The sequence below is a fragment of the Mycobacterium sp. 852002-51057_SCH5723018 genome (assembly GCF_001667035.1).
In the GTDB taxonomy this organism is placed as follows: domain Bacteria; phylum Actinomycetota; class Actinomycetes; order Mycobacteriales; family Mycobacteriaceae; genus Mycobacterium.
Genome location: NZ_LZIR01000115.1, coordinates 14,909 through 29,428, shown reverse-complemented (window position 1 = coordinate 29,428; position 14,520 = coordinate 14,909). Strand labels below are relative to the sequence as shown.

Annotated in this window: 15 protein-coding genes; 5 read left to right on the top strand and 10 right to left on the bottom strand. The window is 67.7% G+C overall.

Going from position 1 to position 14,520, the window contains the following annotated elements; translation table 11 throughout:
• Positions 1 to 526: 526 nt before the first annotated feature.
• Positions 527 to 1,420, bottom strand: coding sequence for a TauD/TfdA family dioxygenase (locus tag A5764_RS23690; protein ID WP_067118104.1), 894 nt, complete (start codon positions 1,418 to 1,420; stop codon positions 527 to 529).
• Between the two features lie 61 nt (positions 1,421 to 1,481).
• On the opposite strand from A5764_RS23690, the gene A5764_RS23685 reads away from it, so the two are divergent.
• Positions 1,482 to 2,054, top strand: coding sequence for a TetR/AcrR family transcriptional regulator (locus A5764_RS23685; RefSeq protein WP_067118102.1), 573 nt, complete (start codon positions 1,482 to 1,484; stop codon positions 2,052 to 2,054).
• Here the strand turns inward: A5764_RS23685 and A5764_RS23680 are convergent.
• The 3 genes from A5764_RS23680 to A5764_RS23670 are packed head-to-tail and all read right to left on the bottom strand — an operon-like array spanning position 2,048 to position 5,854.
• Positions 2,048 to 4,414 (bottom strand): glycoside hydrolase family 65 protein, encoded by a 2,367-nt coding sequence (locus A5764_RS23680; RefSeq protein ID WP_067118099.1) that lies wholly within the window; start codon positions 4,412 to 4,414, stop codon positions 2,048 to 2,050. The two genes, A5764_RS23685 and A5764_RS23680, sit on opposite strands and share 7 nt — an antisense overlap.
• Positions 4,411 to 5,172, bottom strand: coding sequence for a beta-phosphoglucomutase family hydrolase (locus A5764_RS23675; protein WP_231989795.1), 762 nt, complete (start codon positions 5,170 to 5,172; stop codon positions 4,411 to 4,413). The genes A5764_RS23680 and A5764_RS23675 overlap by 4 nt, the downstream gene beginning before the upstream one ends.
• 52 nt (positions 5,173 to 5,224) lie before the next feature.
• Complete coding sequence (locus A5764_RS23670; RefSeq protein ID WP_231989794.1) at positions 5,225 to 5,854, bottom strand: TetR/AcrR family transcriptional regulator; 630 nt, start codon at positions 5,852 to 5,854, stop codon at positions 5,225 to 5,227.
• Positions 5,855 to 5,976: 122 nt separating this feature from the next.
• Between A5764_RS23670 and A5764_RS23665 the strand changes: the two genes are divergently transcribed.
• Positions 5,977 to 7,134 carry an NmrA family NAD(P)-binding protein gene (locus tag A5764_RS23665; protein ID WP_067118090.1) on the top strand — a complete coding sequence of 386 codons (1,158 nt, stop codon included), beginning with the start codon at positions 5,977 to 5,979 and terminating at the stop codon, positions 7,132 to 7,134.
• Between the two features lie 33 nt (positions 7,135 to 7,167).
• Here the strand turns inward: A5764_RS23665 and A5764_RS23660 are convergent, their stop codons facing one another.
• A complete protein-coding gene (locus tag A5764_RS23660) occupies positions 7,168 to 7,827 on the bottom strand; it encodes a DUF4389 domain-containing protein (protein ID WP_156664841.1) in 660 nt (219 codons plus the stop codon).
• Positions 7,828 to 7,897: 70 nt separating this feature from the next.
• On the opposite strand from A5764_RS23660, the gene A5764_RS23655 reads away from it, so the two are divergent.
• Positions 7,898 to 8,803 carry an SPFH domain-containing protein gene (locus tag A5764_RS23655; RefSeq protein ID WP_067118084.1) on the top strand — a complete coding sequence of 302 codons (906 nt, stop codon included), beginning with the start codon at positions 7,898 to 7,900 and terminating at the stop codon, positions 8,801 to 8,803.
• Positions 8,800 to 9,024, top strand: coding sequence for a hypothetical protein (locus A5764_RS27820; protein ID WP_082951864.1), 225 nt, complete (start codon positions 8,800 to 8,802; stop codon positions 9,022 to 9,024). Before A5764_RS23655 ends, A5764_RS27820 begins: the two co-directional genes overlap by 4 nt.
• Positions 9,025 to 9,084: 60 nt before the next feature.
• Here the strand turns inward: A5764_RS27820 and A5764_RS23650 are convergent, their stop codons facing one another.
• Genes A5764_RS23650 through A5764_RS23635 form a run of 4 tightly spaced genes read right to left on the bottom strand, consistent with a single transcriptional unit; the run spans position 9,085 to position 13,171 of the window.
• Positions 9,085 to 9,975, bottom strand: a complete 891-nt coding sequence (locus A5764_RS23650) for an alpha/beta fold hydrolase (protein ID WP_067118081.1) — start codon at positions 9,973 to 9,975, stop codon at positions 9,085 to 9,087.
• Between the two features lie 5 nt (positions 9,976 to 9,980).
• A complete protein-coding gene (locus tag A5764_RS23645) occupies positions 9,981 to 10,799 on the bottom strand; it encodes a class I SAM-dependent methyltransferase (RefSeq protein WP_231989793.1) in 819 nt (272 codons plus the stop codon).
• Positions 10,778 to 11,608 (bottom strand): class I SAM-dependent methyltransferase, encoded by an 831-nt coding sequence (locus A5764_RS23640; RefSeq protein WP_067118078.1) that lies wholly within the window; start codon positions 11,606 to 11,608, stop codon positions 10,778 to 10,780. Before A5764_RS23640 ends, A5764_RS23645 begins: the two co-directional genes overlap by 22 nt.
• A 27-nt stretch (positions 11,609 to 11,635) precedes the next feature.
• Positions 11,636 to 13,171: an MFS transporter gene (locus A5764_RS23635; protein ID WP_067118075.1), complete on the bottom strand. Its 1,536-nt coding sequence runs from the start codon at positions 13,169 to 13,171 to the stop codon at positions 11,636 to 11,638.
• An 80-nt stretch (positions 13,172 to 13,251) separates the two neighbouring features.
• Here A5764_RS23635 and A5764_RS23630 point away from each other — a divergent pair, with 80 nt between their 5' ends.
• Positions 13,252 to 13,893, top strand: a complete 642-nt coding sequence (locus A5764_RS23630; RefSeq protein ID WP_067118113.1) for a helix-turn-helix domain-containing protein — start codon at positions 13,252 to 13,254, stop codon at positions 13,891 to 13,893.
• A 16-nt stretch (positions 13,894 to 13,909) separates the two neighbouring features.
• On the opposite strand, the gene A5764_RS23625 is transcribed toward A5764_RS23630, so the two are convergent.
• Entirely contained in the window at positions 13,910 to 14,509 is a 600-nt protein-coding gene (locus A5764_RS23625; protein WP_067118072.1) for a TetR/AcrR family transcriptional regulator, read from the bottom strand.
• Positions 14,510 to 14,520: the final 11 nt, after the last annotated feature.

Genomic DNA, 14,520 nt, shown 5'->3' with positions numbered 1-14,520 from the left:
CGGTGGCCACCATCAGCTTCCATGACGATCGCAAGCGCGGCGTAGCCGGGCGCTGCGGGTCGTCACCATCAGCTTCCATGACGATCGCAAGCGCGGCGTAGCCGGGCGCTGCGGGTCGTCACCATCAGCTTCCATGACGATCGCAAGCGCGGCGTAGCCGGGCGCTGCGGGTCGTCACCATCAGCTTCCATGACGATCGCAAGCGCGGCGTAGCCGGGCGCTGCGGGTCGTCACCATCAGCTTCCATGACGATCGCAAGCGCGGCGTAGCCGGGCGCTGCGGGTCGTCACCATCAGCTTCCATGACGATCGCAAGCGCGGCGTAGCCGGGCGCTGCGGGTCGTCACCATCAGCTGCCGTGACGATCGCAAGCGCGGCGTAGCCGGGCGCTGCGGGTCGTCACCATCAGCTTCCATGACGATCGCAAGCGCGGCGTAGCCGGGCGCTGCGGGTCGTCACCATCAGCTTCCGTGACGATCGCAAGCGCGGCGTAGCCGGGCGCTGCGGGTCGTCACCATCAGCGACCCTCAGCTCGCGATCGCCTCGAGCGGTGCGCCACTGACCACCCGACTGCGTTGCCCCCGCACGTCGACGGGCACGTCGCCCATCAGGGTGACCCGGTGCATGAGCCGATGCTGGCCGTCGTAGTCGTCGATCGCCCGGTGCTGGGTCGCCCGGTTGTCCCAGATGGCGACGTCGCCATACGCCCAACTCCAGCGAATCGTGTTCTCGGGCTGGGTGACTCGCCGCTGCAGCAATTCGAACAGCACCGTCGACTCGTAGCTGTCCAGGCCGACGAAGCCGCGCACGAAGTCTCCCAGCAGCAGGGTCCGTTCGCCGGTCTCCGGGTGCACCCGCACCACCGGGTGCTCGGTCTGGAAATCCCGTTTCTCGAACGCCTGCCGGAACGCCCGTTGCGCATCGGTCAGCGCCTCATCGGTGACGTAGTCGTAGCGGTTGGTGTGCAGCGCCCACAGGTCGTCGACGAGGCACTTGAGCGGTTCGGGCAGCGCGTCGTAGGCCGCGGCGGTCGAGGCCCACAGTGTGGACCCGCCGTAGCTGGGCAGGGTGACCGCGCGCAGGATCGACGCCGCGGGGTAGTTCGCGACAAAGGTGACGTCGGTGTGCCAGCGGGTGGCCTTGCCGTACTCGGAGTTGATCGGCGTGATGATCGGCGCGTTGTCCGCGGACAGCACGGAGGCGGCCGGGTGACCGATCGGGGTCCCCAGCAGCCCGGCGAACGCAAGCTGCTGCTGGTCATCGAGGTGGTCTTGGCCGCGGAAGAAGATCACCTTGTGTGCCAGCAGCGCCCCGCGAATCTCGTCGACGGTGTCCTGGTCAAGCTCGCCGCTGAGGCGCACGCCGTCGATGCGGGCGCCGATTCGGCTGCCCAGCTTGGTGACGGTGATCGAGTGGGTCATTTTTCGTCCTTTTGCGATCAGCTTTATGTAGTCAGCTGACTACATGCGCTAGTGTAGTCATATGACTACGCGTTCGGCAAGTGCGCGCCGGAAAAATCCCACCGGCCGGGACGAAGTGGCGGCGGCCGTTCTGGAGGCGGCCACCGACCTGTTCGCCGAGCGCGGCCCGGCCGCGACGTCGATCCGCGACATCGCCGCCCGGTCAAACGTCAACCACGGCTTGGTGTTTCGCCACTTCGGCACCAAGGACCAGCTGGTCGGCGCCGTGCTCGATCACCTGGGTGCCACCACCACCGAGGTACTGCAGGCCGACCCGTCGTCCGCCGAGGCCGAACGGGCGATGGACCGGCACATGCGGGTGATGGCCCGCACCCTGCTCGACGGCTATCCGGCCGGCAAGCTGCAGACGCGGTTCCCGGGTGCCTCCCAACTGTTGGAGCGCGTCCGCCCGGCTCACGGCCCCGAGGGGGACCGCAGCGCGCGCCTGGCCGTGGCGAATGCCTTTGCGCTGCAGTTCGGTTGGCGGCTGTTCGCGCCTTTCCTGCGTTCGGCGACCGGCCTCGACGAACTGACCGACGCCGAACTAAGGCAGGCGGTGCTCGCCGAAATGGCCCGGATCGTCGAACCTCACTGACTGCGGGCCAGGGCGCGCCGGTGCAGCGGCTCGCGGCCGGGCGGTTGCTGCGGTGTCGGCAGCAGCGGCTTGCGGACGCGCACCGCGATCGTCGTCGGCGACTCGGTGCTCAGCGTCAGTTCCTGACCGGCGTGCCGCAGGGACAGCTCGGAACCGGGCCCGTCGCGCACCGTGTAGGTGACCTCGGAGTGGTTGACGTCCACCGTCAGCCGGAAATCCCGCCACCGCAGCCGGAACCGCAGGCGCGAAATGCCGTCGGGCAGTTGGGGATCCAGCGACAGGATGTCCTCGTCGTCGCGCAGGCCACCGAAGCCCACGACCAGGGTCAGCCAGGCACCGGCCAGCGAGGCCATGTGCAGCCCGTCGCGGGTGTTGTGGTGCAGATCGCGCAGGTCGATCAATCCGGCCTCATACGCGTAGTCATGGGCCAGCTCCATATGCCCGACCTCGGCGCACATCACCGCCTGGGTGCAGGCCGACAACGACGAGTCACGCACCATGCGCCGCTCGTAGTAGTCGACGTTGCGCGCCTTCTGTTCGGGCGTGAACGCGTGGCTCTGCCATTGCATGGCCAGCACGAGGTCGGCCTGCTTGATCACCTGGGCGGGGTAGAGCCGCACGTAGGCCTCGTGCAGCAGCAACGGGTAGGTGGTGTTGGCCTCGAAGTCCCATTCGGCGAAGGTGGTGAACCCTTCGCACTGCTGGTGGACGCCCAGCTCGGCGTCGTAGGGAATGTTGACGGCGCCGGCCGCGTCGCGCCAGGCGGCCGCCTCCTCGGTGGTGACCTCCAGCGCCTCCGCCTCCTCCGGGTGCCGGTTGCAGGCCTCTGCGGCGGTGACCAGATTATGGGCCGCCATCAAATTGGTGAAGACGTTGTCGCGGACGATGGCCGTGTACTCGTCGGGCCCGGTGACGCCGTCGAGGTGCCAGACCCCGTGCCGGTCGTGATGCCCGATCGACATCCACAGCCGGGCCGTTTCCACCAGCACGTTGAGGCCGCAGTCGCGCTCCAGGTCGTGGTCGCCCGTGACGACGCGGTACCGCTCGAAGGCCATCGCGATGTCGGCATTGATGTGCCACGCCGCCGTGCCGGCCGGCCAGTAGGCCGAGCACTCCTGCCCGCGGATGGTCCGCCAGGGAAAGCTGGCGCCGGCCAGGCCGAGTTCGCCCGCCCGCTCCTTGGCGAGATCCATCGTGGACGCCCGCCAGCGCAGGGCGTCGGCCACGGTATGGGGGGCGGTGTAGGTAAGCACCGGCAACACGTAAGCCTCGGTGTCCCAAAAGGCGTGGCCGTCGTAGCCGGTTCCGGTGAGCCCCTTGGCCGCGATCGCGCGGCGCTCGGCGCGCGCGCTGGCCTGCAGCAGGTGAAACATCCCGAACCGGACCGCCTGCTGCGATTCGGGATCGCCCTCCACCTCGACGTCCGCGTTCTCCCAGAAGTCGTCGAGGTAGGCCCGCTGCGAGTCGAGCAGCCCCTGCCATCCGGTATAGCGGGCGCTGTGGATCGCGGCGGCGGCCTGGTCGCGCAGCGCCGGGCGGGAGCGCATGCTCGACCACCCGTACGCCAGGTACTTGACGATGCGCAGCTTCTGGCCCGCGCGCAGCCCACAGATCACCGTGGTCCGGGCCAGGTCCGCGCGCGCGTCGGTGCTGAATTCGACGCGCCCGGGCACCTCGATCTCGTGATCCATCGCAGCGGACATCATCAGCGCGCTGGCCCGGGTCCGGTGCATGAGAAGCGCTCCGGTCTCGGTGCTTTCGAAGTCGACGGACTCGAGCGGGTTCTCCAGGATCGCCGACACCCGGGGGTCGTCGGAGGTCTCCGGTTGGTCCTCGTTCGCGACGAGTTCGGACTGCACGGTCACGCGAACGAAGTCCTCGACGGCCTCGACCACGTACTCGATGGCGGCGACGCCGCGCTGGGCCAGGGACACCAGCCGGGTGGACACCACCTTGATCTGCTTGCCGGCGGGCGAGCACCAGTGCGCGCGGCGGGTCAGCGTCCCGGCGTGCAGGTCGAGGACGCGCTCGTGGGAGATCAACTTGCCGTAGCGGACGTCGAACGGCTCGTCCTCGACCAGTAGCCGGATGATCTTGCCGTTGGTGACGTCGACGATCGTCTGGCCGGCCTCCGGGTAGCCGTAACCCGCCTCGGCATAGGGCAGCGGCCGGATCTCGTAGAACGAGTTCAGGTAGGTGCCCGGCAGGCCGTGCGGTTCGCCCTCGTCGAGGTTGCCGCGCAGACCGATGTGCCCGTTGGACAACGCAAACAGCGATTCCGACTGGGCCAGCAGGTTCAGATCGAGCCGCGTCTCGCGGATCTGCCACGGTTCGACTGGGAATGCTTCCTCAGTAATCATGAGCGCAGCAGGTCGGCGAGGTCGGTGACCACCACGTCGGCGCCGTTGCTGCGCAGGTCGTCGGCCTGGCCCACCCGGTCGACGCCCACCACGTAGCCGAAGTTACCGGCACGGCCGGCCTGCACCCCCGAGAGGGCGTCTTCGAAGACCGCCGCGGCCTCGGGGCCGACGCCCAGCAACTCGGCCCCGCGCAGGTAGGAGTCGGGGGCCGGCTTGCCGGCGATGTGCTCGTCGCGCAGCGTGACCCCGTCCACTCGCTGCTGAACGAACCGGTCGAGGCCGGTGATCTGCAGGACGTCGCGGGTGTTGGCGCTCGACGACACCACGGCGATGCCGAGCCCCGCCTCCGAGGCGGCCTCCAGGTAGCGCCGCGACCCTTCGAACACCTCGACGCCGTCGTCGTGCAGGACCTTCTGGAACATGTCGTTCTTGCGGTTGCCCAGCCCGTTGATGGTCTCGGCGTCGCCGGGGTCGTCCGGATCGCCCTCGGGCAGCTCGATGCCGCGGCTGTCCAGGAAGGACCGGACCCCGTCCTCGCGCTTCTTGCCGTCGACATATTGCCGGTAGTCCGACGACGGGTCGAAGGGGACGAATTCTTCTCCGGTTCGCTTGGCCCGTTCGGACAGGTAGGCGTCGAACATGGCCTTCCAGGCCTTGGTATGCACGCTCGCGGTGTCGGTGAGCACGCCATCGAGGTCGAACAGGCAGGCACGCACCTTGTCGGGCAGACCCAGCACGGGTACCTCACTCTCGGGTATCGGGGTTGGGCGGTATCCACTCCACCATGCTTGTGCGCGTGCCGCCAGGGTTTCAGCGGTGGTCACTCGCGTCCCCGTCCAGCAGTCCGCGTTCGATGAGGTCTAGCACCTGGGCTCGCGCGAATCTGATGGCGGCGGGGCTGGTGGGAAGCGGCCCGTCGAGTAGCAGGCCGGCCAGGCCATGCACCGCCGACCACGCGGCAATCTCGGCCCCCGGCCTGCGGCGGGCGTCCAGTAAACCCGCGGCTAGGGCTTCGTCGAGCACCTGACCGAGGACCTCGAAGGGGTCAGCGCCGTCGGTGGTGTGCTCCGCGTCGGGGGATGTCGCGGGGTGAGAGGTGAACGCGGTGCGAAACAGTCCTGGCTGCGAGATCGCGAAGTCGATGTAGGCGTTGCCGACCGCGCGCAGCCTCTTGCGGGGGTCGTGGTTGCGGTCGACGCGTCGGCGCATCTGCGCGGCGAGCTCGCCGCGCGCAAAGTGCGACACCTCGGCCAGCAGTGCCTCGCGGTCGGCGAAGTGGCGGTAGGCGGCCGAGTGCGACACCCCGGCGGCGGGGGCCGCCTCGCGCAGGATCACCCGATCGGGTCCGCCCTCGCGGGCCAGCGCGATGCTCGCCTCGACCAAAGCCGAGTGCAACGCACCGTGGTGGTAGCCCTTTTTGCCGGGGGGGTCGGCGCTCACGGAACCCATGTCATCACGATCTCACGTCCGCCCAGATGTTGACAACGGTCACATTGGGGTCGCATACTACGAAAGTAACCATCGGTCACATCTTCGGTATCCGATCAGGGAAGGGAACTCCAATGACAAACACACGGGTGCTGGTCACCGGCGCCACCGGAAGGATCGGCGGCGCGGTCGCGAACCAATTGCTGGAAAAGGGCGTGGCTACGCGGGCCTTGGTACATCGCGACGACGGGCGCAGCGCCCGTTTGCGCGCCTTGGGCGCCGAGATCGTTGTTGCGGATATGCTTGACATTCAACAGGTTCGGGCCGCAGTCGAAGGCGTGGACCGATTGTTCTTCAACCCGCCGTACCACCCGCATGCACTCGACAGCGCCGTCGCCTTTGCCGTGGCCGCGCGCAGTGCAGGCGTCGAGGCGGTGGTCGCGCTGGGCCAGTGGCTGGCCAGTCCGGAGCACCCGGCTTTGATGACACGCCATCAGTGGTTGTCCGACAAACTGTTTCAACTGCTGCCGGACACCGCCCACGTGGCGGTCGATCCCGGGTTCTTCGCTGACAACTATTTCCAGGTTCTGCCGGTTGCCGCCCAGCTCGGGGTGCTGCCGATGCCGAGGACGGGGGGACGACGCAACGCGCCCCCTTCCAACGAAGACATCGCCCGGGTCGCGGTGGGCGCATTGCTTGACCCGCGCCGCCACGACGGTCGGGCCTATCGCCCGACCGGGCCAAAGCTGTTGTCCGGCACGGACATCGCCGACGCTATAGGCGAAGCGCTGGGCCGGCGAATCCGCCTGATGGAGATACCCCCGTGGATGTTCCTGCGAGCGGTGCGGGTGAGTGCCAAGCGACTCGGCGCCGACACGTACTTCGAGTCCGGTTTGCGCCACTACCTGCCCGAGACCGGCCTGGGAACCTGGGAGGTGGGCGGTCCGACCACCCATGTGCGTGATGTCGCCGGGGTTGAACCCGAAGACTTTCTGACCATCGCGCGCCGCTACGTCAACGCGGCAGACACGCGGCGCACCGCCGGCAAGATGCTGCGCGAGATCGGCATTCTCATGCTGACCGGGGTGGTGCCGGCGCACCGGCTCGACCGCTTCGACCGACGCCAGCAGCATCCCCGGCCCGCCCAGGCACGCCATTCCGGCGAGTCGGCCGTGTGGCAAGGCGAGCACGCCCCGTCGGTTGACCCGGTGCATTACCGCTTCGGTCCAGCCTCGATCACTCCCACTTCGGCATCCTCGGACCGGCTGTGGGGCCAGCGATTGTCGTCCTAACTGGAGGATTCGGGTACCGCCGCTGCCACGGATTCACGCCGCCCCAATGTCGAGGCGGAACGGTGGGTACTCATCGCGCAGCAGCGTACTGTAGGCGCGCACCCGGATTGCCCACCGGTTGATTCCGATCACGAAGTCGTACAACCCCTTTGGATAGCGCCCGGTGAACACCAAGCCCACAAGGGCGATCACCACGAGGATCACTATCAGCGGCGGCACTGGGTAGGCGACGACAGAGTTGTTCGGGTTCAGCGGGAAAGCGCGCCACCCGGCGGAGAAGAAGGCGAAAAGTATCAGGTAGTGCGGGATGGCCAGTAGCCACCACTTGACCAGCACTAAGCCTCGGCTCAGGCGCTCGGGATAGTCGATCTCCAGGTCGGCCGGATACTCGGGCTTCGACCGCAGGCTGAACGGCGGGTACTTGTCTGTGCCCAGTGCGGTGAGCGAGTAGAAGGCGACCCGCCAGCGCCATCGCATCACACCGACGCTGAAGTCGAATAGGGCGGGCGGGTACTTGCCGGTGATCAGGATCGCGAAGAACGCAATCACCCAGACCACGACGACCGCGATGGTCAGAAAGAACAGAACGATGTAGTGCGGAATTGACAGAATCCACTTGACCAGCCACTGCCAGCGTGACAACGCGGGATCGAGGTCACCTCGGATCCGAACCGGGCACGTTTCAGGTTGCATCATCGACCCTCCTTGGGCTCGACAGAAAAAGTGATATCATTTTATATCACTTTTGAGAAGGGCGGTACCCGTGGACAGCGCTGAATCAACCAACAACGCTCACGTTGTCGGACATCAGGGAGCCCAGGTCGAGATCCATCAACGTCCTGCTGGCGCCGTCACCGGCTGGCTCGGTGTCCTCGTCGTCGCCGCGAGCATTGCCGGAATTGTCCTGGCGGCCAACAACAAACCTGACCTGCTGTGGCTGCCGATCGTGATCCTTGCCTTGGTCGTCACCTCGCTGGTGATCATTCCGCCCGGTCAAAGCTCGGTGATCCAGTTCTTCGGGCGCTACATCGGCACCGTGAGCCGTCCGGGGTTTTGGTGGGTCGCGCCGCTGACCGTGCGCCGCGGGATCAGCCTGCGGGTGCGCAACTTCGAGACGGCGCATCTGAAGGTTAACGACGCCGACGGCAGCCCGGTAGAAATCGCTGCGATCGTGGTCTGGCAGGTGGCCGACACCGCCAAGGCGACCTACGCGGTGGATAGCTACCAAGGCTTCGTGTCGATGCAGGCCGAGTCGGCGCTGCGGTACGTCGCCACCAGCCACCCCTACGACGACCCAACCGGCGCCGGCACGTCGCTGCGCGGCTCCACGAACCAGGTTGTCGCCGACCTCGCCCGCGAACTGGCGTCACGCGTCCAGATCGCCGGCGTAGAAATCGTTGAGGTCCGCATCTCCCACCTGGCTTATGCCCAAGAAATCGCCCAGGCGATGCTTCGCCGCCAGCAGGCCAGCGCCGTCATCGCCGCCCGCACGCGCATCGTGGAGGGCGCCGTGGGGATGGTCAGCCTGGCGCTTGAGCGGCTCACCGACAGCGGCGTCGTGGCGCTCGACGAGGAGCGCACCGCCAGCATGGTCAGCAACCTCATGGTGGTGCTCTGCGCCGACCAACCGCCCTCGCCCGTGGTCAACACCGGCACGCTTTACACGTGAGCGACCGCCGACAGGTCCTGCTTCGGATCGACCCCGCCGTCCACGACGCGCTCACCCGCTGGGCCAACGACGAGTTCCGCAGTGTCAACGCACAAGTCGAAATGATCTTGCGCAGAGCGCTCGACGACGCCGGTCGGATGCCGAAACACGCGGCACCCCCGCCCAAGAGGGGTCGTCCCAGAGCCACAGCGGATAAATCCGGCCGCACGACGCAGGATTAGCACCCCAACATCCGGGCACGTCCGTCACAAGGCATTTGGGCAGTCCAGCCCGGGTCGGCCTCATCGACCGTGGGTTGCGCTTTGGCGGATGATGCGCACCATCTCCGAGGGGCGCTCGAGGGCCGAGAAATGGCCGGTGTCTGGAATTGTGAAGGTGTCGGCGTGGGGGAGCCGGCGGGCGACCCGCTCCCGGTCCGCGACGCGCGACCAGTCGTGTTCGGCATAGACCAATGTGACCGGGACGGTGACGTTGGGGTAGCGGCTTGCCGCATCGATGAAGTCGTTGAGGCTGCGCATGATCGCCCGGTTCACCGTCGGGTAGCCGCGGCGGCGGCCGCTGCGGCGCAGCTCGGCGAGGAAGTCCTTCGGCAGTGTGTGGCGGTCGGCGAAGCCGCCGGCCAGGATGCCTTGGAGGATGAGGCGGTTTTCCAGTCGGGCGAAGATCGGTCCCGAACCGGGCAGCCGGACGCCCGTTCCGATCACCCGGGCGAACCAGTTGCCCCGTTCCAACCCGCCCGGATAGTCGTAGGGGTTGAAGGCGATCACGCGGCGCACGGTGTCGGCCAGTTCGGTGGAGGCCAGCAACGCGAGCGCGGCCCCCATCGATTCGCCGGCCAACGTGACGTCACGCACGCCCAGCGCCCTGACGAATTCAACTACGGCGCTGCGCAATTCGGGCTCGCCGTATCGGGCGCCGGGGACGATGTCGGACCAGCCCATGCCGGGCAGGTCCAGCGCGTAGACGGTGAATTCGTCCCACAGCCCGGGCACGACGCGCTGGAAGTAGTCCAGCTGGGTGCGGACCGTGTGCAGCAGCACCAGCGGCGGGCCGGTTCCCGTCGTGAAGTAGCGCAGCCGCGAGCCGTCGGACCGGGTGAGGAATTTGACCTGGCCGCGCCCGCCGCTCCATGTCAGCGTGTAGCGTTGGTCGGGAGTTTCGTTGGGCTGCATGGCATTCACGCTTCACAAATCGCTTGGATGGCACGAACGCGGCCGTCGGCCAGGGCCCGGGTGAGGTTATCGGCCTTCTGCTCGAAGTCGGTGACGAAGGCGTGCAGACCCAGCGGGCCGGCGGGCTGGGCCAGCAGCGCTCCCATGAGCGCGGCCGCCTGGTCGGTGAGGTCGTTCCAGTGCTCGACCACGAACCCGGCGGACTCCACCGCGGCGCGCAATTGCTCGGGAGTGATCAGGTGGCTGCGTGTGGGGTCGTCGGCCCAGGGGAGGGGATAGTCGAGTTCGCCCTCGCCGACCGTGATGTCCCACAGGGCAAGCCGCCCGCCATCCTTCAGCACCCGGCGCGCCTCGGAGTACAGGCGCGCCTTGTCGGCCACGTTCATCTGGACGTGCTGACTGATGGCGACATCGAAAGCGGCGTCGGCGAAGGGCAGTTCGGTGACGTCGGCCTGACGAACCGAGATCCGGTCGCCGAGCCCGACGAGCCCATTGAGCCAGCGGTTCGTTTCGCAGTATTCATCGGTGAGATCCACGGCGGTGACTCGGCAGCCGTAGCGGTCGGCGACGTAGCGGGCGGTGCCGCCGACCCCGCTGCCGGCATCGAGAACCCCACTCTTACTGGTGATCTGCGCCAGCTCCACCAGTTGGGCGGTCGCGATGCGGCCCATCGTGTGGAAGTCCTCGAGCGGTCCGAGGTCGGCGGGTACCACGTGGTCGAGGTCCTTGCCGGCGTCGAGCAGGGCCCGCTCGATGTTGCGTCGCGACAGGCCGGTCGTGTACTGGTGCACGATGGTGGCGTTCATCGTTGCACCCGTGCCCATGCGGTGAGGATGGGGGGCATCGAAATGAGGGCGTCGACCGCCCGCGCCTCCCGCCGGAACAGCGGCACGAAGTCGTCGATGTCGTCGAGCCCGTCGATCTCGAGGCCCAGCTGTTGCGCGACCGGGGAGACCAGCCGCCAGACTTCGGCGCCGTAGGCCAAGATGTCGGTGTCGGCGGCGGTGCCGATCGGCGTGCCTTGGATCAGGCGTGGCACGCCGAGGCCGGCCTCGGCGAAGACCGTGTGCAGCGTGGTGCCGAACCGTGGGCTGAGCCCCATGGCCTCGAAGGCGCGCACGATGCCCGTCGTTACCTGCTCGAACAAGGGCATGTCCGGGACGGTGCGCGTCGCGGTCATGTCGTTCTCGGAGAACGCGACGACGCCTCCCGGGCGCACGAACGAGTTGAGGCGCCGCAGCGTAGCGGCCGGATCGGGCAGGTGCATCAGGATGAACCGGCCGATCACGGCGTCGACCGGTTTGTCCAGGGCGATTCCGTCGATCGCGGCGTGCGTGAATTGCACTGCGGTCAGACCTTGTTCGGCGGCGCGGGCGCGGGCCAGGGCGACCATCTCGGGTGCGGCGTCCACACCGAGGACTGATCCCGTCGGGCCGACCAATCGGGCGGCGACGAACGACACGTCCCCGGGCCCGCAGCCGACGTCGAGCACCCGCATGCCCGGACGCAGGCCGGCGAGGCGCAGCGCATGCTCGGTGTAGTCGTCGTACAGCCGTGCCTGCAGGAGCAGCCGCTGCACCTCCACGTCGGCGTGTCCGAGCACGTAAGTGCTGGCGGATGGCGTCGTACTCATATTTTTCGTGCCTCTCTGGGTGGGGGTTTAGGCCTTGGTCAGTGCGGGGGAGGGAGTCGCCTGCCGACCGCGTGCCGGCAAGAGCCAGGCCACCACGATCGCGGCGCCCAGCGCGATGCCCGCGCAGACCAGCGAGCTCACCTGCAGCCCGTCCAGGAACGCGCGGTTGACGACGTCGCGGACAACGCCGGCCTGTGGCGCCGGTAGCTGCTGGATCACCGTGTGGGCCACGGCCATTGAATGGCGCATGGCATCGGCGGGGAGTCCCGTCAACGCGGAGGTGCCCAGGCGGCTGGAGTACACCGACGCGAAGATGCTGCCGGCGATGGCGACCCCGAGGGTGCCGCCGAGCTCGCGCGTGGTGTCGTTGACGGCCGAGCCGACCCCGGCCTTGTCGGCGGACAGCGATCCCATGATGGCCTCGGTGGCCGGCGCCGTCGTCAGACCGAGGCCGCCGCCGAGCAACAGCATCTGCAAGGCGATCTGGTCATACGGCGTGGCCGCGTCGGCCGTGGACGCCCACGCCAGGCCGGCGGCGAACACCGTGAGGCCCGCGGCGACGACGGCGGTGGTGCCGATTCGTTCGACCAGCCGTGGTCCCAGGATGCTGGCCAGCGCGATGGAGATCGCGACGGGAAGCAGCCGCACGCCGGTCTGAAATGCGGTGTAGTTCTTGATGAATTGGAAGTACTGGGTGATGACGAAGATGAAGCCGAACAGCGTCAGGAAGCCGGCGGTCACGGCCAGGCTGCCGCCGGAGAACCGGCGGTTGAAGAACACGGTGACGTCCAGCATGGGGTGGGTGGTGCGCCGTTCCCACAGCGCAAAGCCGACGAGAACGATTGCGGCGGTGGCAAATCCGATTGCGGTCCGCGTGTTGGTCCATCCCCAGGTGGGCGCCTCGATGACCGTGTAGACCAGCGTCGTGATCCCGGCCGCGGACAAGAGCAACCCGGGGACGTCGACGCGCGGGGCCGCCGGGTCACGCGAGGTCGGCACGAACAGGATGCCGCCGACGATGGCCAGCGCGGCGATCGGGATGTTGACCATGAAGATCGAGCCCCACCAGAAGTGCTCGAGCAGCCAGCCGCCGCTGATCGGCCCCACGGCCACGCCGACACCGACCATGGCCGCCCACAGGCCGATCGCCTTGGCGCGCGGTACCGGATCGGTGAAGATGTTGGTGATCAGTCCCAGGGTGGTCGGGAAGATCACCGCCGCCCCGACACCCATGGCGGCGCGCGCCGCAATGAGCTGATCCGCGGTATTGACCTGTGCGGCAATGCCTGAGGTGACGGCGAACACCGCCAGCCCGGAGTTGAGCCAGCCCCGCCTGCCGTAGCGGTCGGACAGGCTGCCCGCCGAGAGCAGTAGGCCGGACATGACGAGGGTGTAGGCGTCGACGATCCATTGCAGCTGCGCGGTGTCGGCGCCGAGTTCGCGCGACAGGGTGGGCAGCGCGACGTTGACGATGGTGGCGTCAACGCTGATGACGAAGACGCCCAGGCAGATGACGGCGAGGGCGGCAATCGGGTGATTACGGAGTATCGGGGCGGTGCGCATGGACGAAACGGTAAAGCTCGTAGACAAATAAATCAAGTAGTAAGTTGAAAAAGATGTCTAGTCGCTGGTAGGCTGGGGTGGTGCCGCCCCGCAGGAACTACAACCAAAACTGTCCGATCGCCCGCGGGCTCGATGTCCTCGGCGAGCGATGGACGTTGTTGATCCTGCGCGAGCTGGTCGGCGGAGCCCGCCGCTACGGCGACCTGCGCGACGCGCTGCCCGGTATCGCGACCAACCTGCTCGCGGAGCGGCTCAAGGAATTACAAGAGGTCGGGCTGGTCGACCGCGCCGATCTGCCCGCCCCGATCGGGCGCACGGTGTACACGCTTTCCGACATGGGCTGGCAGCGAGTGCTGCCGATCCTGCACAGCCTCGCGTGGTTCGGGCTGGACCGGCTGGACCCGGTTGAGAACGGCCCGGTGTCGCCGTTGAACGGTTTCCTCGCGGGAATACTGCTGGGCTGCAACGCCGCTGACGCAGCCGGCGTGGAGGCGACGTATCGCGTCGAGATCGACGGCCGCCGTTTCGAGTTCGCGGTAACGCAAGGCCGCCTCGCGGCGGCTCGGGGCGAGCCTTCGGTGACTTTGACCGCCAGCGCGGCCGACCTGGTCACCGCCCGGCTGGGGGCGAGCGAGGCCAAGCGCAAGGCGGCGCTGCGGCGTATCGAGTTCAAAGGCGATCCGGAGGCTGTCGACGTAATGCGTCACGTGTTTTCGCTGTAGGCGCTGCTCTATGTCGTCACGCTTGCAGGGCGTTGATCCACTTTTCAAGGCGCCGGGCTTCGCGTGTCATGATTTCGGGTTGCGCCATGGCGTTGGTCAGAACCGCGCTGCCCTCGTAAGCGATGACAAGTTCGAGCGCCAAGTCGCGGGCGTCGCGGCGGCCCATGGCGCGGAATTGCTGCTCGGCCCAGTCCAGCAGGGTTTCCATGATTGGCGCGGTCAGGGCAGGCGATTGGCCCGGCTGGTTCGCGAGCTCGGTGCAGAGGCTTCCTAACGGACAGCCGTGGTCGGCGATCGTGTCGCGCGACTCGGCCAGCATGCCCACGAGCGCCTTGAGCCGGGCCTTGGGGCTGCCGTGGCGGCGCTGCAAAGCCGCGGTGGCGGATCGGATTTCCTCGGTGCGCGCCTCGACAACGGCGGCCACGATGTCGTCTTTGGTCTTGAAGTAGTAATACATGTTGCCCAGCGGCACCTCGGCGGCCTCGGCGGTGTGCGCGAGCGTGGTGCCGGCGATGCCCTGGCGATAGAACAGATCGCACGCGGCAGCGATCAGTCGCTCCCGCTTGCCGGGAGGCTTCGGCGGGGTGGCGTCCTCGGCGCCGGTTGAGTCAGCCATATCACTCACGG